Origin of the sequence: Microbacterium commune, from assembly GCF_014836945.1 — a bacterium.
Taxonomy (GTDB): Bacteria; Actinomycetota; Actinomycetes; order Actinomycetales; family Microbacteriaceae; genus Microbacterium; species Microbacterium commune.
Map to the genome: position 1 here is coordinate 1,329,632 of NZ_JACSPX010000001.1, position 20,928 is coordinate 1,350,559.

General features: G+C 70.2%; 19 protein-coding genes and 1 tRNA gene. 8 read left to right on the forward strand and 12 right to left on the reverse strand.

Annotated features, from left to right (window positions below):
• Window positions 1-3: 3 nt before the first annotated feature.
• Window positions 4-846 carry a pyruvate, water dikinase regulatory protein gene (locus tag H9633_RS06165; protein WP_071642942.1) on the reverse strand — a complete coding sequence of 281 codons (843 nt, stop codon included), beginning with the start codon at window positions 844-846 and terminating at the stop codon, window positions 4-6.
• A gap of 131 nt (window positions 847-977) precedes the next feature.
• On the opposite strand from H9633_RS06165, the gene H9633_RS06170 reads away from it, so the two are divergent.
• On the forward strand, window positions 978-1,172 hold the full coding sequence (locus H9633_RS06170; RefSeq protein ID WP_071642944.1) for a hypothetical protein: 195 nt from the start codon (window positions 978-980) through the stop codon (window positions 1,170-1,172).
• Between the two features lie 27 nt (window positions 1,173-1,199).
• Here H9633_RS06170 and murQ read toward each other — a convergent pair whose 3' ends face one another.
• From murQ to H9633_RS06215, 9 genes are all read right to left on the reverse strand, one after another.
• Complete coding sequence (murQ, locus tag H9633_RS06175) at window positions 1,200-2,135, reverse strand: N-acetylmuramic acid 6-phosphate etherase (protein WP_191712466.1); 936 nt, start codon at window positions 2,133-2,135, stop codon at window positions 1,200-1,202.
• On the reverse strand, window positions 2,125-3,024 hold the full coding sequence (locus H9633_RS06180; protein WP_191712467.1) for an N-acetylglucosamine kinase: 900 nt from the start codon (window positions 3,022-3,024) through the stop codon (window positions 2,125-2,127). The genes murQ and H9633_RS06180 overlap by 11 nt, the downstream gene beginning before the upstream one ends.
• 42 nt (window positions 3,025-3,066) lie before the next feature.
• Window positions 3,067-3,140: transfer RNA gene (locus H9633_RS06185), tRNA-Gly, on the reverse strand.
• Window positions 3,141-3,237: 97 nt separating this feature from the next.
• Window positions 3,238-4,467 carry a sensor histidine kinase gene (locus H9633_RS06190; protein WP_191712468.1) on the reverse strand — a complete coding sequence of 410 codons (1,230 nt, stop codon included), beginning with the start codon at window positions 4,465-4,467 and terminating at the stop codon, window positions 3,238-3,240.
• Complete coding sequence (locus H9633_RS06195; RefSeq protein ID WP_256221059.1) at window positions 4,460-5,173, reverse strand: response regulator transcription factor; 714 nt, start codon at window positions 5,171-5,173, stop codon at window positions 4,460-4,462. The genes H9633_RS06190 and H9633_RS06195 overlap by 8 nt, the downstream gene beginning before the upstream one ends.
• 56 nt (window positions 5,174-5,229) lie before the next feature.
• On the reverse strand, window positions 5,230-7,068 hold the full coding sequence (locus H9633_RS06200; protein ID WP_191712469.1) for an Ig-like domain-containing protein: 1,839 nt from the start codon (window positions 7,066-7,068) through the stop codon (window positions 5,230-5,232).
• A 148-nt stretch (window positions 7,069-7,216) separates the two neighbouring features.
• Window positions 7,217-7,747: a signal peptidase I gene (locus H9633_RS06205; protein WP_191712470.1), complete on the reverse strand. Its 531-nt coding sequence runs from the start codon at window positions 7,745-7,747 to the stop codon at window positions 7,217-7,219.
• Between the two features lie 105 nt (window positions 7,748-7,852).
• Window positions 7,853-8,419 carry a TasA family protein gene (locus H9633_RS06210; RefSeq protein WP_191712471.1) on the reverse strand — a complete coding sequence of 189 codons (567 nt, stop codon included), beginning with the start codon at window positions 8,417-8,419 and terminating at the stop codon, window positions 7,853-7,855.
• A gap of 143 nt (window positions 8,420-8,562) precedes the next feature.
• On the reverse strand, window positions 8,563-9,084 hold the full coding sequence (locus tag H9633_RS06215) for a 2'-5' RNA ligase family protein (RefSeq protein ID WP_191712472.1): 522 nt from the start codon (window positions 9,082-9,084) through the stop codon (window positions 8,563-8,565).
• 50 nt (window positions 9,085-9,134) lie between these two features.
• On the opposite strand from H9633_RS06215, the gene dcd reads away from it, so the two are divergent.
• From dcd to H9633_RS06230, 3 genes are all read left to right on the forward strand, one after another.
• On the forward strand, window positions 9,135-9,740 hold the full coding sequence (gene dcd / locus H9633_RS06220; protein ID WP_071642972.1) for a dCTP deaminase: 606 nt from the start codon (window positions 9,135-9,137) through the stop codon (window positions 9,738-9,740).
• Window position 9,741: 1 nt separating this feature from the next.
• Window positions 9,742-10,179, forward strand: a complete 438-nt coding sequence (locus tag H9633_RS06225; RefSeq protein WP_191712473.1) for a hypothetical protein — start codon at window positions 9,742-9,744, stop codon at window positions 10,177-10,179.
• Between the two features lie 224 nt (window positions 10,180-10,403).
• On the forward strand, window positions 10,404-11,618 hold the full coding sequence (locus H9633_RS06230) for an NAD(P)/FAD-dependent oxidoreductase (RefSeq protein ID WP_191712474.1): 1,215 nt from the start codon (window positions 10,404-10,406) through the stop codon (window positions 11,616-11,618).
• A gap of 6 nt (window positions 11,619-11,624) precedes the next feature.
• Here H9633_RS06230 and H9633_RS06235 read toward each other — a convergent pair whose 3' ends face one another.
• Both H9633_RS06235 and H9633_RS06240 read right to left on the reverse strand, forming a co-directional pair.
• Window positions 11,625-14,003, reverse strand: coding sequence for a glycoside hydrolase family 65 protein (locus H9633_RS06235; protein ID WP_191712475.1), 2,379 nt, complete (start codon window positions 14,001-14,003; stop codon window positions 11,625-11,627).
• A 136-nt stretch (window positions 14,004-14,139) separates the two neighbouring features.
• Window positions 14,140-15,576 (reverse strand): MFS transporter, encoded by a 1,437-nt coding sequence (locus H9633_RS06240; RefSeq protein ID WP_191712476.1) that lies wholly within the window; start codon window positions 15,574-15,576, stop codon window positions 14,140-14,142.
• 140 nt (window positions 15,577-15,716) lie between these two features.
• Between H9633_RS06240 and H9633_RS06245 the strand changes: the two genes are divergently transcribed.
• From H9633_RS06245 to H9633_RS06260, 4 genes are all read left to right on the forward strand, one after another.
• Window positions 15,717-16,985 carry an HNH endonuclease signature motif containing protein gene (locus tag H9633_RS06245; protein WP_191712477.1) on the forward strand — a complete coding sequence of 423 codons (1,269 nt, stop codon included), beginning with the start codon at window positions 15,717-15,719 and terminating at the stop codon, window positions 16,983-16,985.
• 152 nt (window positions 16,986-17,137) lie between these two features.
• Window positions 17,138-17,599: a DUF3817 domain-containing protein gene (locus H9633_RS06250; RefSeq protein WP_071642984.1), complete on the forward strand. Its 462-nt coding sequence runs from the start codon at window positions 17,138-17,140 to the stop codon at window positions 17,597-17,599.
• Window positions 17,600-17,719: 120 nt separating this feature from the next.
• Window positions 17,720-19,483, forward strand: coding sequence for a maltose alpha-D-glucosyltransferase (treS, locus tag H9633_RS06255; RefSeq protein ID WP_191712478.1), 1,764 nt, complete (start codon window positions 17,720-17,722; stop codon window positions 19,481-19,483).
• Complete coding sequence (locus H9633_RS06260; RefSeq protein ID WP_191712479.1) at window positions 19,480-20,922, forward strand: maltokinase N-terminal cap-like domain-containing protein; 1,443 nt, start codon at window positions 19,480-19,482, stop codon at window positions 20,920-20,922. Before treS ends, H9633_RS06260 begins: the two co-directional genes overlap by 4 nt.
• Window positions 20,923-20,928 lie beyond the last annotated feature (6 nt).

Sequence of the window (20,928 nt, forward strand, 5' to 3'; positions counted from 1 at the left end):
TGGTCAGCGGCGAAGGCCGAGGGAGTGCAGGATCACGGCGGACATCTCCTCGACGCTCTTCGTCGAGGAGTTGAGGAACGGGATGGCGTTGCGGGCGTACAGCCTCTCGGCACGACGCAGCTCGGTGGTGCACTGCGCGAGGCTCGAGTAGCGCGAATCGGGGCGGCGCTCGTGCCGAACCTGGCTGAGGCGCAGCGGCGTCGTGGTGAGGCCGAAGCAGCGAGCCGCGTACGGCCTGATCAGCGGTGGCAGCTCGTCGGTGGGGAAGTCGTCGTCGGTGAGTGGGTAGTTGGCGACCAGCAGGCCGTACTGCAGGGCGAGGTACATGGTGGTCGGCGTCTTGCCGCAGCGGCTCGGGGCGACGATGATCACGTCGGCGAGGTCGAGGGCGCGACTGCTCTGACCGTCATCGTGCTCGATCGCGTACTCGACGGCCCGCATGCGGGCGAAGTACTCGGTCGCGTCTCCCAGGGTGTGGAACTGACCGAGCTGCTCGGAAGGTGGGGTGCCGAGAGCCTCGGCGAGTTCGCTGAGATGGCCGCTCAGCAGATCGATGTGCGTCGCGGGTGCGGAGGTGAGCACGGTGCGGACGGCGGGATTCTTCGCCGTGGTGAACACCAGGGGCTCGAGTCCGTTCGCCGCGTCCTGCGCGATCTGACCGGCGACCGTCGTGGCTGTGTCCACGGCGTCGACGAACGGCACCGTGTGCTTCACGAACACCAGACCGGGAAAGTTCGCCAGCAGGGCGTTGCCGAGGGTCTCGGCGGTGATGCCCGTGCTGTCCGACACGAAATAGGCGGCGCGCACCGTGCGCGTCGTCGTGTCGGAGGAGGTCGTCTCGGCCATGAGGCGACTCTAAGTGGAGAAACAGGCGAACCTTCGACCGATCCGATGTTGAAGATCGCCTGAATTTAACGCTGCCGCAAGAGTGCAGCTCTGCCCTCGGATTCGGCCGAGGCGGTCGGTAGAGTGCGCTCATGAGCGAGCAGAACGCAGATGACCTGAGCGGCCTCGACGAGGCGCTGATCGAGCGGCTGCACGACGGCACCGCGACCCGAGCCGACGAGATCGTCAAGCTTCAGCACCTGCGTCGCCTCGCACTGGAGCGGAACGATGCGGATCGCCTCGAGGAACTCGAGATGCGGCTGAGCGTGCTGCGCGTCGGCGAATAGCGCGCGGCCGGTCGCTCGGCTGATTGCTCAGCTGAGCGCGGTGATGGCGTCGCGCAGGATGCCGTCGGTGCGCCGCAGCGCGTCCGCCGCAGCGTCCGCCGCAGCGCCCGTCATCAGCATGAGCAGCGCCAGCTTCACCGAGCCGTCGGCCGCGGCGAGCGCGGCCACGGCCTCGTCGATGTCGACCCCGGCGAGGCGCGAGACCGTGCTGATCGATCGGGCACGCAGCTTCTCGTTCGTCGCGACGAGGTCGACCATGACACCTCGGTAGGTCTTGCCCAGCTTGATCATCGAGAGGGTGCTGAGCATGTTGACGACGAGCTTCTGCGCCGTGCCCGCCTTCAGGCGAGTGGATCCCGAGATGAACTCCGGTCCGGTGACGACCTCGATCGCGATCTCGGCCGCGGCGCCGACCGCCGAGCCGGCGTTCGAGGCGACCGCCACGGTGAGCGCCCCGGCGGCTCGTGCGAAGGTGAGGCCCCCGACGACATACGGTGTGCGACCGGATGCCGATATGCCCACGACGGTGTCGTCGGCCGTGAGCCCGAGCTGGCGCAGCGACGCCTCTGCGGCCTGATCGTCGTCTTCGGCGTTCTCCACGGCCGAGCGGATGGCCGTCTCCCCTCCCGCGATGAGTCCGACGACCATCGACGGGTCGGTGCCGAAGGTGGGCGGGCATTCGCTGGCGTCGAGCACGCCGACGCGCCCCGCGGTTCCCGCGCCGATGTAGATGAGTCGTCCGCCTCGCCGGAAGCGATCGACGATGTCGTCGACGGCTGCGGCGATCTCGGTAGTCTTCGCGGCGACCGCCTCGGGCACCCGCCGATCCTCGGCGTTCATGCTGCGCACCAGCTCTTCGGTGCCGAGCATGTCGAGGTCGCCGCGTTCGGGCGTCGAGGCCTCGGTGTCGAGGCTCGAGAGCACTCCGAGCAGGGCGGAGAGGGAGCTGTCGTCATTCGGCACGGTGCACGAACCTTTCGTGGGGGAGGTCGCGGCGGGTCATCATGAGCTGAGCGCCGGTCAGGGCATCCCCGACGGTCGGGGCGACGCGTCGCCCGCCGTTCGAGAGGGAGTCTTCGAGTCTCGCGCCGAACCAGAGGTGCTCGGTGAGCCCGCCGTGCAGCGCCACCTCGCGCGCCGAGGCGGAGGCGGCGAGGGCGGATGCCGTGAGCAGCCGGACGGCTTCGGTCGCGATCTCGAGGGCGACGGAGTCACCGTGCTCGGCGCAGTCGAGCACCAGCGGCGCCACGGTGCCGAGCGCTCGAGCGAGCGGCTGCTGGGTGAGCGTCCACGACAGCGCATCGGGGGCGGGGGAGATGTGGGCGGCGACGGCCTGCTGCAGGGTGGTCGCAGGCCCCAGTCCGACAGCGGCGCGCTGCACCGCGCGGACGGCTTCCCGCCCGAGCCACGAACCGCTGCCGAAGTCGCCGATGTCGGGCCCCCACCCGTCGACGAGGCGGACGCCGTCGGCGTCGACGCCGAGCGCGACGGCTCCGGTGCCCGCGAGCAGCAGCACGCCGGGAGCGCCGCCGAGGGCGCCGATGTGCGCCGTGACCACGTCGGACGCCACAGCGACGTTCGCGCCTGTCGCCGCGGCCAGTGTCTCGGCGAGCGCGAGTGCGGCGGTCGGGGCCGTCCACGCGCCGGCCGCACCGACACCGAGGGCGCGCGGCATCGGCCCGGGTTCGAGCAGTGCGAGGATCGCGGCAGCGGCCGACTCGACTCCGCCCGGAGCGGCGAGGCCCGGGGTTCCGTCACCGGTGCGAGTGACCTGGTGAGAATCGCCGCTGATCAGAAGACGGCATCGGGTCTTGCCCAGGTCGATCGCTGCGATCGTGCCCGCAGTGCTCATCTCTCCCCTTGGCCGATGGCTCATTCAGGAAGACTCTACAGATGGAGGGGCTGACGGGAATCGAACCCGCGCTGTCTGCTTGGGAAGCAGAAGTTCTACCATTGAACTACAGCCCCGCACGCCTGGCGGCGCGTCTGCCATCATAGCGGGCGTCTCGGGATGGCCGGACATCCGAGCGCCGGATCACCGGAGAACCCGCGGGCCATCCGCTCGCTACCCGCGGGCGGGCAGCATCAGCGAGAACGTCGTCGTGGAGGATCCGTCGAGCAGCAGATGCCCGCCCAGGCTCTCCGCGAGTTCGACCGAGAGGGCCAGGCCGATCCCCTCGCCGGCACTGTCGCTGCGCCGATGCGCTCGCCGCTGGAAGATCGAGTTGCCGCGCGGGCGTCTGCCCTCATCCCCGACCTGCACGGTGACGTACTCGGCTCGCCGCTCGGCGTCGATCGTGATGTCGCCGCGGCCGTGCCGGAGCGCGTTGTGCAGCAGCACGTCGATGATCTGCGACGCCGCAGCCGGGGCCTCGCCGAGGCCGTCGGGCATCCGCGCCACGCGGATGGCGCGCCCGGCGGCATCCGCCTGTGCCTGCCAGCGCGCGGCCGACTCGTGCAGCGACTCAGCGAGCGGCTCGAAGGTGGTCGCTCCGGGCGTGTCGCCCCGGGCGAGCGCGAGAAGCTGCGCGATGGCATCCGACAGTCGGTCGATCTCACGCACCGCGTGGTCGAGCTGATCGCGCACGACGGGCGGAGTCTCGGGCCACAGCGACAGATCCTCGAGCTCGAGGCGCAGCGCGGTGATCGGGGTGCGCAGCTGATGCGAGGCGTTCGAGGCGAACTCGTGCTCGCGGCGCAGCCGGTCTTCGAGGGCCTGCGCGCTCTCGCGCAGAGCGGCGTCGATCGCGCGCGCCTCCGGCACGCCGAGGCTCTGCTTCGGCGGCCGCAGGTTTCCTCTGCCGATCTCGCGCACGGTGTCGAGCAGCCGCAGGAACGGTCGCGACAGCGAACGGGCGAGCTGGATCGCGGCGACGGTCGCGACGATCAGCAGGCCCACGCCGATCATGATGACCGGTGTCACGGCCTTCGAGACGCGTTCGTTCACGATCTCGCCTGACCGCGTGAAGGTGACCGTGCCGCCGCCGCGAACAACGGATGTGCCGGTGATGTCGTCGGGTTCGGCGTCGGCGCCGGTGGTCACGGTGGTGCCGTCGGGAGCGGTGTACGCCACCCTCTCCCCGTAGATGATCATTCTGGCCAGCAGCTTCTCGTCGACGGCGGCGGCGTCGCCTCCGGCGTCGATCACGGTGCCCACCATGCTCGCCATGCGCTTCGCGTACTGCTGCTCGGAGGCGTGCACGAGGTCGGCGACCATCAGCACCCGCGGCACGCCGTACAGCGCGATGATGGCGACGGCGAGAGTGAGGAAGGCGACGATGAGTCGTCTATGCATCGAGCGCGCCCTCGTCGAGGCGGAAGCCCACGCCGCGCAGGGTGGTGATGCGCACGTCGGCGCCCGACGCGTCCAGCTTCTGGCGCAGGCGGGCGACGGTGACGTCGAGGGTCTTGGTGGAGCCGAACCAGTTCGCGTCCCACACCTCGTCCATCAGCCGCTCGCGCGTCACCACGGTGCCGCGCTGCATGTCGAGCTGGGCCAGCAGATCGAACTCCTTGGTGCTCAACGGCAGCTCGCGGTCGCCGGCGAGCGCCCGACGGGCGGCGACATCGATGACGAGTGCGGCGGGAGAGGCGGATGCCGCGGCCGCGCGCTCCGCGGAGGGCGGCGCCGCAGCGGCAGGGCTGCGTCGCAGCAGGGCGCGAAGCCGCGCCAGCAGCTCGGCCAGAGCGAAGGGCTTGGCGATGTAGTCGTCGGCACCGACGTCGAGGCCGACGACGCGGTCGAGTTCGCCGTCGCGCGCGGTGAGGATGACGATCCCGCCCGCGAAGTCCTGCTCGCGCAGTCGGCGGCACACGTCGAGCCCGTCCATGTCGGGCAGGCCCAGGTCGAGCACGACCAGATCGATGTCTGCTCCCGCACGGGCGAGCGCCGACGCGCCGTCGGCGACGCGCTCGACGTCGTACCCCTCGCGGTCGAGGGTGCGCAGCAGCGGCACCGCGATGCCGTCATCGTCTTCCACCACGAGGATGTGTCGTCCCACATGCTCGAGGCTATCAACGTCATCGAGAGGCTCTTCAGGACGGTCGGGCGTTGTCATCAGAAGTCCTTGTCGAGAGGGCCGCTCTCGGTGACCGGGGTCGCCGCGCAGCGCTGGCCGACGAGGTCGGTCGCGTTGGCGGAGGGGGTCCAGATCATCGCGGCGGTCGTGGTGACCGTCCGCACCGAGCCCGAGGTCAGGCCGCCGAGGGCGACGCGGACGACGGTGGAGGGCACGCCGTTGATGGTCTCGGTGGTGGCGGTCATGGTGGCCGAGAACTGTGCCGTCGTCCACAGGCCGACGTGGTTGCCGCGCAGGTTGACAGAGCCGAGGTTGGTGTTCGGCACGTCGAACAGGTCGTTGGACCCACTCGTGATGCCTCCGTCGCGCACCCGGGCTGTGATGGCGCGGGCCGAGCCGTCCCATCCACTCGCGATGCTCGCCGGGTTGACGCGTCCGCTGTAGGTGAGCACCAGCATGTCGCCGGCGTCGATCACCCCGGCCTTGCCGCCGTTCACGGCCTGCACGTCGGCGCCGCGCAGCGGCGCGTTGTCGACGCGTCGGGCGGCGAGCACGGCCGAGGTGGTCTGCTTGCCGTGGCTGTCGGTGAGCACGGCGCGCAGGTCGTACGAGCCGTCCGCGACGGTCTTGGTGTCCCACGCGCAGCCGTAGGGCGCCGCGGCGAGGGTGCACACGGGCGACCACTTGCCGCTGCCCGCGGGGGAGTACTGGATCGCGACCGACGAGATTCCGGCCGAGGCGTTCGCGGTGGCCGTCAGCTGCACGGTCCCGGTGAGGAACGCGCCCGGGTCGTCGAGCGAGATCGACGAGACGGTGTTGTCGACCAGGCGGCCGGTGATCGTGGCCGACGTGGTGCTGTTGCCGGCCAGGTCGGTCGCGATGGCGCGGAACGAGTAGCGGCCGTACGGCAGCGGCACGGTGTTGAAGCGGCACGACCACGGCTCATCGACGATGGTGCAGGCGGTCGTCCACGCGCCACCCGCACTCGGCTGGTACTGGATGGCGACGGATGCCACACCGGAGTGCGCATCGGCCGGCGTCGCGGCGAGGGTGACCGTGCCGGTGAGCACGCTGCCCGGGTCGGTCATGGTGGCGGTGGGTGCGACGTTGTCGATCGTGACGGACGAGAGTTCCGAGATCATGACCACGGTCGGACGAGCCGTCGGCCACGCCACGACCCGCACGTCGTAGTCGCCGCTGGCCAGTGACGTCGTCGCCCAGTTCACGGTGCAGGACGCGGAGCCGGCGATGCTCGCGCAGCCGGCGACGCTCTTCCAGCTGTTCGCGTCGGCGACCGAGTACTCGAAGCGCACCCCGTAGGTTGCCCGCGGATCGGCATCCGTCAGCGTCGCGGTCAGCGGTGTCGTGCCGCGCACCGCCTCGTCGAGGTCGGCGAGCACCACGGTGAAGGCGTTCGCGACGGTGACACGCACCGGCGCCGAGGTGGTGGCGTACCCCGCCTTGTCGGTGGCGATGGCGCGCACGTCGTACGCGCCGTCGGCTGCGGAAAGCGTGTCCCAACTGCAGCGGTAGGGCGCGGATGCCGTGCTGCACAGCGTCGTCCAGCTCGCGGCGCCGACGCTCTGCCACTGCACCACGACACTCGCGATGCCGGTCTCGGCGTCGGCCGCGTCGGCGGCGATGGTCGCGGACCCCCGCAGCGGTGCACCGGGCGTGACGATGCCGACGGTGGGCGGGGTCCAGTCGACGGCGGCGGATGCCGTGTTCGTCGCGTTCGCGGACTGCGACATGAAGGCTGCGGAGGAGGTCTGCAGTCCGTTCAGGGCGAAGACGGCCAGCAGGAGGGCGGCCAGAGCGGCGAGCGCGACGTTGCGCAGCGCCGCGCCGGTCACCGGCGTGCCCTTCGTTCTGGTCATGCTTCGACGTTACGGAGCAGCCGGTTACAGCCCGGCAACAGCCGAGCCTCAGCAGGGACACGATCGGCGCCGGCGCGCCCCGCGGGGACGCAGAAGAGGCCGCGGCGGTCAGCCGCGGCCTCGTCAGGACCGGTCGGGTGCGGATGCGTCAGCTGCGCAGCGCACGCACGAGGTCGCGCAGGAACATCAGTCCGATGAGCGCGGCGGGAAGGCCGATGCTCAGCATCCGCACTCCCGACATCGACAGCAGGATGAACACCCAGCCCACCGCCGGCACCCAGCCCTCGACGCGCGGCTGCACGGCGGATGCCAGCGTGAACGTCCACGGGTCGATGCTGTCGTTGGCGTCGCCCTTCGTGCGCAGCACGCGACCGCCCTCGGCATCCGTCCTGTCGTCGATCGAGACGATGCGGTGCGTGACCGGCTCGTCGATTCCGGACTCCTGGGGCGGGACGTAGGTGATGATGTCGCCGACCTGCAGATCCGCGACGGGCACCTGGCGCTCGTAGACGACGGTGCCCTTCTCGAAGGTGCCCGACATCGAGCCGCCGGTGATGACGTAGCGGTCGAGGCCGAACAGCGATGGGACGAGCATGAGCCCCACCAGCGCTATGGCGCAGGCGACGGCGACGGTGATCAGGGTGCTGCCGATCGCGCGAGTCGTCTTCGTGGGGCTCATGCTCTTCTCCTCTGATCTCGGGTGATCAGTGCCGATCTCGGGTGATCAGCGGGGGTGGGGCACCCGGCGGACGGATGCCGGATGCTCCGGGTCAGGGGTGGGTGGTCACTGGCTGACGGCCGTGGCGGCCGCCTGCTTGGAGTCCCACGTGTAGACGGCGGAGGCGTTCTTGCCCTGCTCGGTGTTGTCGGCGGTCTGCGCCAGCGTGGTGCTGAAGGTGTAGTCGCGCGACTCGCCGGCGGCGAATTCGCCGAGGTCGAGCGCGCCGGCCTTCGTCAGGTCGCCGAAGGTGCCGGACCACACCGGGGTGCCGCTGCCGGCACGGGTGATGACGAGCTTGAGGTTCTCCGTCTTGACGAAGCCGTTGGTGGCGTTCTCGGTGAGCGTGAACGCGGCGGGCAGGGTGCCGGAGTTGGTGATGGTCACCTTGCCGTTCAGGGTGTCGCCCGGCTTGAGGTTCGAGGCGTTGAAGATCGCGTTGCCCGACTTGGAGTTCTGCTGGGCGAGCGTGCCGCTGCTGAAGGCGTTGGCGGAGTTGACCGAGTTGGCGACGAAGTCCGCACCCGAGCCGACGGCCACGGTCGCAGCGACCAGCAGGCCCGCCAGCGGCAGCAGGATCAGGCGCTTGCGCGACTTGGTGGGTGCGGTGGTGGTGGTGGTGATCTCGGTCATGGTGTTTCCGTTCTGGTGGGCCGATGCGGCTGTGGACTGTGGGGAAGCTTGTGATTCGACGCTACGGAGGCGCCGGTTACATGCGTGCCACAGCGCGGCAACGCCTCTGCCAGCGTTCGACCACAGAGTGCTTCGCCTCGGACTCAGCCCAGTCGGGCGAGCTCGGTGACGGTGCGGGTGGAGGCATCCCAGCGGCGCAGCGCCTTCGCCGTGCCCGTGATCTCGCCGCCGACGAGCGGGAGCGCACGCTCGAGATCCTGCAGCCGCACCCGCCGGGCAAGGGTCACGTGCGGCGTCCATGCGCCCGGAGCGGTGTGCGGGGCGTCGTCGCCCGGCCCGGCCGCCCGGTGCACGTCGTCATGCAGGGCGAGCAGTGCGGCCGACGCGATGACGCTGCGCACGAGCACCCGCCGGTCGCCGTCGCCGAACAGCAGCGGCCCGCCCAGGCGCACCGCGAAGGCCGGCCGGGCGGTGAGCAGGGCGGTCTCGACGTGCTCCAGCGCGCTGCGCACGAGCAGGGTCACGTGCGGCCTGTTGCTCGGCGCGGTGTGCGCGGCCATGCTCGACAGGCCGGCGGCGGCGAGGGCCTGCCACTCCGCGCGCACGGCTGCCTCGCTGACCTCGTCGAGCAGCAGCTCGATCGAGATCACCGGCGCCCGTGTCATGAGGTGAGAATAGTGCGGCTGCCGCCAGAGGGCACCGTTACGCTGAAGACGTGCTTCTCAGCGACCGCGACATCAAGGCAGAACTCGCAACGGGCCGCATCGGGCTGGCTCCCTACGACGAGCAGATGGTGCAGCCGTCGAGCGTCGACGTGCGACTCGACCGGTACTTCCGGCTGTTCGACAACCACAAGTACCCGTTCATCGATCCCGCCGAGGATCAGCCCGAGCTGACCCGGCTGATCGAGGTCGCCCCCGACGAGCCGTTCATCCTGCATCCCGGCGAGTTCGCCCTCGGCGCGACCTTCGAGCAGGTCTCGCTGCCCGACGACGTCGCGGCGCGGCTGGAGGGCAAGTCGTCGCTCGGACGCCTGGGGCTCATCACGCACTCGACCGCCGGGTTCATCGATCCGGGGTTCAGCGGGCACGTCACGCTCGAGCTGGCGAACGTCGCGACCCTTCCGATCAAGCTGTGGCCGGGCATGAAGATCGGTCAGTTCTGCTTCTTCCGCCTCACCTCGGCCACCGAGAATGCGTACGGCTCCGGCCCCTACGGCAATCGCTATCAGGGGCAGCGCGGGCCCACGGCATCCCGCTCGTTCCAGAACTTCCACCGCACCGACGTCGGCACGAGCGACGCGGGTGCGGTCGGAGGCTGACGTGAGCGACCGGTTGGGGGATGCCGATGACGCAGCGCCCGAGGCCGCTGCGCCCGATCCCGCGGTCGTACCGGAGCCCGCGGTCGCGGAACCCGACGCGTCGGAGGCCGTGGTTCCCGAGCTCGACGTGCCCGAGCCGACGATCCCCGATGCGGCGATCCCCGAGGCGGCGCTCGCCGAGCCGGTGATCCCTCCCGCCCCGCCCGAAGAGGCACCGACGCGGGCGGCTCGACGCACCACGACGGCCGAGAAGGTCGCAGCCGTGCCGGCACCGGCATCCGACCCCCGTCTGACCGCGCCGCCGCCCGACCCGACCGTCGTGCCGCCGCCGGAGGGGGCGACGCCCGACAGCTACCGCGGCTGGACGATCGCGATCTACAGCTTCCTGGCGCTACTGCTGACCGGCGCCGTCGTCACGATCGGCGTGCTGCTCAGCTGACCGGCCGTCGCCGGAGATGGAAGACGCCGGTGAGCCGCAGCCGCGACCAGCGTTTTCCATCCCGCGCGGTATGCGGGGTCAGTTGTGCACGAAGATCCGCGCTGGCGTGCACACAAGTGACCTCGCATCCGGCAGGTGGCCGCCCCGCGCGCGCGACCGACCACCCCGGCCGGCGCTGTCAAGGGCGTCGCCGGGCACGCCACCGCCGCCTACGGTCGGCTTCCATGAGCGCCGAGAACACATCCACAGTCGAGGGTCACGAGCGGGCACACCGGGTTCTCGTCGTCGGCGGAGGCAACGGCGGGCTGTCGGTCGCGGGCCGATTGCGCCGTGCCGGAGTCACCGAGATCGCGGTCGTCGAGCCGTCGCAGACGCACTACTACAAGCCCCTCTTCTCGCACATCGCCGGCGGCACCGCCCGGGCGAGCGAGGCGGTGCGCCCGCAGGCCGACGTCTTCCCCCACGGCGTGGAGTGGATCCCGGATGCCGTCACCGCGGTCGACCCCGAGAATCGGCGGGCGCATCTGGCATCCGGTGACACCGTCCGGTACGACCAGCTGATCCTCGCGCCGGGCATCCGGAACGACTGGGATGCCGTCCCCGGTCTCGACGACGCGATGGGATCGCCGCACGGGGCCTCGAACTACGACTTCGCGCTGGCGCAGAAGGCGTCGAAGCTGCTGCGCTCGGTGCGCTCCGGCACCGTGGTGTTCGTGCAGGCGCCCGGACCCGCGTCCTGCGCGGGCGCGGCTCAGAAGCCGATGTACCAGGCGTGCGCGTACTGGCGGGCGACGAACGTGCTGCACGACATCCATGTGGTGCTGCTCGTGCCGACGCCGACGATCTTCGGCATCCCCGAGATCGACGCCGAGCTGCAGCGCAGCATCGACGAGTACGACATCGACGTGCGCTACCGCGCGCAGCTGCGCCAGGTCGACGCAGACGACGGCACCGTCGTGTTCGACGCTGCCGGCGCCGACCGGCAGAGTCTGCACTACGACCTGCTCATCGCCGAGCCGCCGCAGAAGGCGCCGGAGTGGATCCGCGCCAGCGGCCTCGCCGACGACGACGGATTCGTCGCCGTCGACCCGCGCACCCTGCGCTCCACCCGGCATCCCGAGATCTGGGCACTGGGAGACGCGGCGGGCACGACCAACTCCAAGTCGGGCGGAGCGCTGCGCACGCAGACGAAGGTGCTGGCCGAGAACGTCCGCGCGGTTCTCGAGGGGCGCGATCCGGCATCCGCCTACGACGGCTACGGCGTCTGCCCGTTCACCGTCTCACGCTCGACCGCGGTGTTCGCCGAATTCGACGACCGGCTCCGCCTGAAGCCCACGCTGTGGCGCAGCTCGTATCGCGAGAGCCGGATGAACTGGATCATCGACCGGCAGATCTTCCCGCAGGTCTACTGGCGCATGATCCTGCAGGGTCGCGCCTGAGGCGGGTCAGGTCTCGGCTCCCGCTCGCCGCGGCTCACGACCGCGCGGCTGCGACGGGCGAGGCCCCGGATCGGGCAGGGGAGGGATGCTCAGGCGGCGAGGCTCGCCGGCCTCGAGGGTGACGTCCTCGCCGAAGTGCCGGATGTCGATCGCGGGGCCGTCCTCGAGCCGGTAGGTGGCCCCGTCGCGCTGCACGTCCACCCGCAGGGTGTGGCCGCGCACCAGCATCCCGAACGAGAATGCGGTCATCGGCGGTGCGACCCGCGGCGCGAACTGGAGCATCTCGCCGTCGTCGCGCATGCCGCCGAAACCGCACACCAGGGCGTTCCACACACCGGCGTGCGCGGCGATGTGCAGGCCCTCGTCGACGTCCTCCTGCAGATCGTCGAGGTCGATGGTGCCCGCCTCGGCGAAGTAGTCCATCGCCAGATCGAGCTGCCCCACGCGGGCGGCGACCGTGGCCTGCACCGACGCCGACAGCGACGAGTCGCGCACGGTCAGCCCGTCGTAGTACGCGAATGCGCGGGCCGTCTCATCCGGTGTGAACGCGTCGGGCGCGGCCTGCAGCGCGAGCACGAGGTCGGCCTGCTTCACGACCTGCTTGCGGTACAGATCGAAGTACGGGAAGTGCTTCTGCAGCGGGTACTGGTCGTCGCGGGTGCCCTCGAAGTCCCACCGCTCCTTCTCGTTGAACCCGGCCGACTGCTCCGGGATGCCCCGAGCGGCGTCGTACGGGAAGGCCATCGCGTCGGCGGTGGTCGTCCACAGCGCGATCTCCTCCGGCGAGACGCCGAGACCGGATGCCCGGTCGCGGTGCCGCCTGCAGACATCCGCAGCCGCCCGGAGATTTCGCTGCGCCATGAGGTTGGTGAAGAAGTTGTCGTCGACCAGGGCGGAGTACTCATCGGGCCCGGTGACGCCGTCGATGTGGAATGCGCCCGCGTCGTCCCAGCGGCCGAGGGTGCACCACAGCCGTGCGGTCTCGACGAGGATCTCCGCACCCTTCTCCCGTTCGAAGTCCACGTCGCCGGTCGCCCGAACGTACCGCACGACCGCGGCCGCGATGTCGGCGTTGACGTGGAAGGCGACGGTGCCCGCCGGCCAGTACCCCGAGCACTCCCGGCCGTCGATGGTGCGCCACGGGAAGGCCGCACCGGCGAGGTGCAGCTGCTCGGCTCGGCTGCGCGCCTGGTCGAGAGTGGAATGCCGCCAGAGCAGCGCGTCTCGCGCGGCGGACGGCGCGGTGTAGGTGAGCACGGGCAGCACGAAGGTCTCGGCGTCCCAGAAGGTGTGGCCCTCGTACCCGACGCCCGTGAGCCCCTTGCCGGGGATCGAGCGCACTTCGGCGCGCGCCGCCGACTGCAGCACCTGGAAGAGCGAGAAACGTGCGCTCTGCTGCAGCCGCTCATCGCCGTCGATGAGCACATCGGCTCGGTCCCAGAACGCGTCGAGGTACTGCCGCTGCTCGTCGACCAGTCCGTCCCAGCCGATCTCGATGGCGGTCTCGACGGCCGCCTCGGCGCGGTCCCGCAGCGCGACGTCATCGAGCGCAGGCGACCACTCGTGGCCCACGCACTTCACCAGTGCGATGCGCGCCCCCGGCTCCAGCCGGGTGCGCACGGTGGTGCGGGCGAGGTCGGCGGCGACGTCGGTGCGCGGCTCGGGCGCTACCGCCTGCGACGAGGAGGTTATGAGGTGGTCGGCCGCGACGGCGACGGCGATCCGGCTGCGCCTGGTGCGCTGCACAAGGGTGGCGCGACCGCCGGCTCCGCGATGGGCCACCGGCTCGAAGGGGTCGCGCAGGGCATCCATCACCGTCGGGTCGGAGTGCACCTCGGGTAGCGGCTCATCTGCGAGGATCTCGGAGAGCAGCGTCACATCGACCGCCGCGTCGCCCGCGGTGACCTCGTACTTCACCGCCGCGATCGAGCGATGGGTGAACGACACCAGGCGCTGCGATGCGATGGTCACGGTGCGGCCGGCGGGCGACGTCCAGGTGGCCGCGCGGTGCAGGATCCCGGTGCGCAGATCGAGATGCTGCCGGTGCTCGACGAGTGCTCCGGTGCGGATGTCGAACGGCTCGTCGTCGACGATCAGGCGGATGACCTTGCCGTCGGGCACGTGCATGACCGTCTGACCGTGCTCGGGGTATCCGTAGCCGTCTTCGGCGTAGGGCATCGGGTGCTCTTCGAAGACCCCGTTCAGGTAGCTGCCGGCGGCCGCGCTCGGATCTCCTTCGTCGAGAGTGCCGCGCCATCCGATGTGCCCGTTCGACAGGGAGAAGACCGACTCCCGGTGGGACTGTCCGCGCTCCTCCCAGCCGACGTTCCGCATGCACGACCAGCCGACGCCCCAGGGGTGCACGTCGAAGCGGTGGGTGGTCATATCGCTCCTGTCTGGTGCGGGCCGGGAGGATCATTCTGCGACGGGACGACCTGCGCCCGCGCAGCCCTTGCGCCGCAGGCGCACATCCCGGTATGCGCCGCAGGCCGGCATCCGGTTGGGGGTGGCGAGTCTGGGCTCAGGCCCCGACGTCCTTCGGGAAGCGCACGCACAGCAGCAGCACGAGGCCGATCAGCAGCACCACGGCGATGCCGAGCACGCCGTAGACGATGCCGCCGAACCAGGCGAGGAACAGCGACCATGCCAGCGGCGACAGGAACGACGCCACCCGGCCGGTCGTCGCGTACAGGCCGAAGATGGTGCCCTGCTGGCTGGGCGGGGTGAGGCGGGTGAGCAGGCTGCGGCTGGATGCCTGGGTCGGGCCGACGAACGCGCACAGCAGCAGGCCGCAGATCCAGAACACGATGGTGCCGTAGTCGCGCAGCGCGTAGACCACGAACGCCATCAGGACGAGCCCGGACAGGGCGAAGATGATGAGTCGGCGCGGACCGATGGCGTCGTCGATGCGCCCGGCGAGCAGCGTCGAGACGCCGGCGACGAGGTTGGCCGCGAGCCCGAAGATGATCACCTCGAGGAACGAGAAGCCGAAGCCTTGTGCGGCGAGCACGGCACCGAACGCGAACACCCCGGCCAGGCCGTCGCGGTAGACGGCTGCGGCGAGCATGAACCAGAACGTCGGGCGGTTGGTGCGGAACAGTTCCGCGATGCTGCGGGCGAGCACGACGTACGACCGGAGGAAGCCGACCTTCTCGGCCGTGTCGTACGACGGCGACTCGGGCACGTTGCGGAACATCGGGATCGAGAAGACGATCGTCCACACGGCGCAGATGACGGCGACGAGCTTGAACGAGAGCGCGTTGTCCTGCCCGACGAGGAACAGCACCGGGATGCACACGATCAGCGCGACGACGCCCCCGATGTACCCGAGTCCCCAGCCGAGGCCGGACACGCGGCCGACGTTCTTCGGCGTCGACACCTCGGAGAGCATCGCGTAGTAGCTGACGTTGCCGATCTCGCTGACGACCGCGGCGACCGCGACGGCGAACGCGCCGAACCAGAAGAACTTCGGGTCGGCTTCGACGAACAGCAGCGAGAACTGCACGAGCGCGATCCCGATGGTGGCGCCGATGACCCACTTCTTCTTGTTGCCGCGAGCGTCGGCCTGCTGGCCGAGCACCGGCGCGAGAAGCAGGATCAGGATGCCCGCGGCGAAGTTCGCCCAGCCCCACCACTCCGACAGGTCGGTGAGGCCCTGGCAGTACTCGGATGCGGCGTACGGGGAGCTGTTGCAGTTCATGTACGAGCCGTCGGCCAGCAGACCGGACTCGCGCACCGAAGGCTCGAGGAACATCCGCGAGGTCAGGTACAGCGCGATCCAGACGAACGTGAGGATGACCGTGTTGAACGGCTGCATCGCCCAGTCCCACATCGCCCACGAGATGACCTGCTTCTTCGTGGCCGCCGGAGCTGAGCTCCCGCGCTCTCGGCCGAACGCCGCGACGGCCCCCGTCCTGGCGGTCGGCGGGGGTACGGAGGCGGCATCACGACCGGTCATGGCCGACACGCTACAGGATGCCCGTGTCGTGCCGACCACGCCGCCACGACGAACGAATGACGACCTCGTGTCGCCTCGTCGCTCTGCTCGAGAGGGCGATGAGAAGTACGAATGTCGGTGGCCTGTCCGATACTCGAAACATGAACGAAATGTCGACGGCGACCAGTGAGGACATCGCGAATCTCGACGCGATCGTGTCGTCGCTGCAGGCCGTCGAGAAGACCCTGCAGGGCGTGCTCGCCGCACGCGACGGGCTGCTGGCCGTGGCGAATCGGCTGGCGATGTCGATCGCTGAGCAGGGCGACGGGATCGAGGACTCGGATCTCGCCCTGCGCACGGTGGCGGCCGAACTCGCGACGGCGCTGCGCGTGAGCGACCGCACCGTGCAGCGGCGCATGGTCGCGGCCGAGGTGATGGTCGAGCGGTTTCCGCAGGTGTGGCATGCGCAGGGTGCGGGGCTGATCACCGCCGGGCATGCGCGGGTGATCGTCGACGCGGGTGCGCACATCGACGACGGCGACGCGCGCGCCGCCTACGCCGCGCGGGTGCTGGAGTTCGCGCAGCACGAGTCGCCGAGCCGGGTGCGGGTGATCGCCGAGCGCATCGCCCAGCAGTACCAGTCGCGCACGCTCGACGAGCGACACGAGGACGCCCGCGCGCATCGAGGCGTGTGGGTGATCGATGGTCCGGATGCCATGTCCGAGCTGCACGTCTACGGCCCCTCGGTGCTGATCCACGGTGCGCAGGACCGGTTGACGCAGATGGCGAAGGCGATCGCCGAGCGCGGCGAAGACGAGCCGACTCAGGCTGACGACCCGCGTACGCTCGCGCAGCGTCGGTTCGACCTGGCCATGGATCTGCTGCTCACCGGCGCTCCGGCGGGTCACGACACCGCCGACCGACTGCTCGGGTCGATCAGCGCGCACGTCGCCGTCACCGTGCCGGTCACCACGCTGATGGGTGCGGACGGTCCCGCTGCCGAGCTCTCCGGCCGTGCGCCGATGGATCTCGCCTCCGCCCAGGCGCTGGCCGGGGCCGCGTCAGGGCGGGATCGCGTGCTCACCCATCCCGTGAACGGCGGGGTGCTGTGCGTCGACCGGTACCGCCCTCCGGAATCGCTGCGCCGTCGGCTGCGATCTCGCGACGAGCGATGTCGCTTCCCCGGATGCGGGATGCCGGCCCGCGACAGCGATCTCGACCACACCCGCGATGCCGCCTTCGGCGGGGAGACCAGCGAAGACAACCTCGCCGCTCTGTGTCGGCGACATCATGTGCTGAAGCATCAGACGCCGTGGCACGTCGTGCAGCACGGCGACGGGTTGCTGGAGTGGACGAGCCCCACCGGTCGCACGTACGTCGACCGGCCGCCGCCTCCGAACACCGTCACCTTCATCGAGCCGCCCTTCTGAGAGTGACGCCGCAGCCCGACCGTCGTGCCGGAGCCCGGGCGTGTCAGCCTTTCGAATGATCTTTCGCGGTTCACGCCCGCGATGGTCTGCGTCTCGGGCATCCGCATAGCCGCGCTCACCTACCGTGGAAGCACACCCACCCGAGGAGAACCGTGTTCACCACTCCCGCCCGCCTGTTCCGCGTGCTCGCGATCGCCGAGGCGATCACCTGGACCCTGCTCATCAGCGCCCTCATCCTGCGCGCCGTCGGGCAGCCGTCGGTGCTCGTCACGATCGGCGGCGGCATCCACGGGTTCGTCTTCCTCGCCTACGGCGCCACGGCGGTGCTGCTCGCGTTCAACCAGCGCTGGCACGCCGGCGTGGCCGCGACCGCGATCGCCAGCGCGATCGTGCCGTACGCCACCATCCCGGCGGAGATCTGGCTGCACCGCAGCGGGCGACTCGAGGGGCAGTGGCGTCTCACCGAGACCGACGACCCGCGCGACCGCACCTGGTACGACCGCACGATGCGCTGGTTCCTGCACCGCCCCTGGGTGCTGGCCGTGCTGATCCTGGTCGCCATCGTGGCGATCTTCAGCATCCTGCTGCTGATCGGCCCTCCCGGCGGTCGCTGAGCTTCCGGCTCCCCTTGCACTCCGACCGGCGCAGGTCAAGAGGTGCACAAGCCCCTAGCCAGCGCCCGTCTCGTGTGACAGGTTGGGCCTCGGACGAAATCCGATGGTGAGGGAGCCCGTATGACCGATGAGCCCGCCCCGTACACCGCGTCGATCCCGGTGCTCACGCAGGATCCGTTCCCGGACACCCCGGGGAGCCCCGCGCCGGAGTGGTTCAAGACGGCAGTGTTCTACGAGGTCCTCGTGCGCTCGTTCAAGGACGGCGACGGCGACGGCGTGGGAGACTTCCGCGGCCTCATCGACAAGCTCGACTATCTGCAGTGGCTGGGTGTCGACTGCCTGTGGATCCCGCCGTTCTTCCCCTCCCCGCTGCGAGACGGCGGGTACGACGTCGCCGACTACACGGGAGTGCAGTCCGACCTCGGCACGACCGACGACTTCCAGGAGTTCCTCGACGCCGCGCACGAGCGCGGCATCAAGGTGATCATCGACTTCGTCATGAACCACACCAGCGACGAGCATCCGTGGTTCCAGGCGAGCCGCACCGACCCGGACGGGCCGTACGGCGACTTCTACGTCTGGAGTGACACCGATGGGCTCTACCAGGACGCGCGGATCATCTTCGTCGACACCGAGCCGAGCAACTGGACGTGGGACCCGGTGCGCAAGCAGTACTTCTGGCACCGCTTCTTCAGCCACCAGCCCGACCTGAACTTCGACAACCCGAAGGTGCACGAGGCGATGCTCGACGCCATGCGCTTCTGGCTCGACATGGGTCTGGACGGGTTCCGCCTCGACGCGGTCCCGTACCTCTACGAGCGCCCTGGCACGAACGGCGAGAACCTGCCCGAAACGCACGAGTTCCTCAGGAAGGTGCGCCGGTTCGTCGACGAGAACTACCCGGGCCGCGTGCTGCTGGCCGAGGCGAACCAGTGGCCGGCCGACGTGGTGGACTACTTCGGCGACCCCGAGGTCGGCGGCGACGAGTGCCACATGTGCTTCCACTTCCCGGTGATGCCGCGCATCTTCATGGCGGTGCGCCGCGAATCGCGGTACCCGATCAGCGAGATCCTGGCCGACACCCCCACCATCCCCGCCGGATGCCAGTGGGGCATCTTCCTGCGCAACCACGACGAGCTCACGCTCGAGATGGTCACCGACGAAGACCGTGACTACATGTGGAACGAGTACGCGCAGGACCCGCGGATGAAGGCCAACATCGGCATCCGGCGCCGCCTCGCCCCGCTGCTCGAGAACGACATCGACCGCATCGAGCTGTTCACCGCCCTGCTGCTGTCGCTGCCTGGCTCGCCGGTGCTGTACTACGGCGACGAGATCGGCATGGGCGACAACATCTGGCTCGGCGACCGCGACGGTGTGCGCACGCCGATGCAGTGGACCAGCGACCGCAACGCCGGATTCTCGAGCGCGAACCCGGGCAAGCTCAGCAAGCCGGTCGTGCAGGACCCCGTGTACGGGTACCTCGCCGTGAACGTCGAGGCGCAGCAGGAGGACCGCTCGTCGCTGCTGCACTGGACGAGGCAGATGATCCAGGCGCGCAAACGGCATCCCGCCTTCGGCCTGGGCGGCTTCAACGACCTCGGCGGCTCGAACCCGTCGGTGCTGTCGTACACGCGCGAGCACACCAACGACGACGGCACGTCCGACGTCATCCTGTGCGTGAACAACCTGTCGCAGTTCCCCCAGCCGGTCGAGCTGGATCTGCGGCGCTTCGAGGGGATGATCCCGGTCGAGCTGGTCGGCGGGGTGCCGTTCCCGCGCATCGGCGAATGGCCGTATCTGCTGACGCTGGGCGGGCACGGCTTCTACTGGTTCCAGCTGCACGCGCCGGCGGAGGATTCTGAGGAGGTGGGGCTGCTGTGAGCCTGATCGATCATGCCCTTCTGGAGGGCTACCTGGTGCGCACGCGGTGGTTCGGCGGCAAGGGCCGCCCGTTCCACGTCACCGCGGTGCGACAGCTCGGCGAGCTGACCGACGCCGGCCGCGACCCCGCCGTGCGCGTGCTCCTGGTCACCGTCGAATACGCCGACGAGGAGGGCGGCCGCGATCTCTACCAGGTGCCGCTGTCGGCCTACGACGAGTTCGACGATCGGCACAGCCACGCCTACGTCGGCGCGATCGAGTTCGAGGGACGTGAGCGCCACCTGTACGACGCGGTTCACGACCGCGACGCCATGGCGCTGTGGCTGCGCGGCTTCATCGCCGCCGAGCCGGACGGCAGGGCCGACGTCGGCGGGCTGCGCTTCCGCCGCGTCTCGGCCAGTCCCGCGCTGGATGCGGGGCTGCGCCCCTCGCCCCTCACCGGCGAGCAGTCGAACTCGTCGCTGCGTTTCGACGACACGGCGATCATGAAGCTGTTCCGCAAGGTCAGCCCCGGGGTGAACCCCGACATCGAGATCCACGACGTGCTCACCAGCGCCGGCTCGGAGCACATCGCCGAGCTCTACGGATGGGCCGAGATCGAGCTCGACGGCGAGGTCCTGCAGCTGGCGATGCTGCAGGAGCTGCTGAGCACGGCCGCCGACGGATTCGAGCTGGCCACGGGGAGCGTCCGCACTGCTCTGGCCGACCCCGAGCTGACGGTGCCCGAATCCGGCGGAGATTTCGGCGGCGAGGCTGCCCGGCTCGGCGAGGCGCTCGCCGAGGTGCACGCCGCGCTGCGCACGCGGTTCCCGACCGCGCGGCGAGATCACGAGGCCACCTCGCAGCTGGCTCGCGCGATGATCGAACGGCTCGATCGGGCGCTGCCCGTCGTCCCCGAGATCGGGCCGTACGCCGATCGCCTGCGCGCCCTGTACGACGCCGTCGCGCAGCTGGACGGGATCGACGTGCAGCGCGTACACGGCGACCTGCACCTCGGGCAGACGCTGCGCACCTCGCACGGCTGGCGGATCGTCGACTTCGAAGGTGAACCGGGTCGGCCGTTCGCCGAGCGCGCCCTGCCCGATTCGCCGTGGCGCGATGTCGCGGGCATGCTCCGCTCGTTCAGCTACGCTCCCGGCGTCGTGGAGATGTCGCTGGCGGGTCGTCCTGGCGACGACGACGGGGTGGACCTGCGCGGCGAACGCGCCAAGGAGTGGTCGGACATCGCGCGCGAGCACTTCCTGCACGCGTACACGGCGGCTCTGGATCTCGATCCGGCGGACGCGGACGCGGGGGCCGAGCTGAGTCCGCCGCTGCGAACCCTGCTCGACGCCTACGAGGCCGACAAGGCGGTGTACGAGGCCGTCTACGAGAAGCGCAACCGTCCGTCGTGGGTGGTCATCCCGCTGGTCGCGCTGGAGCGCATCGCCGGGCGGTGAGAGCGG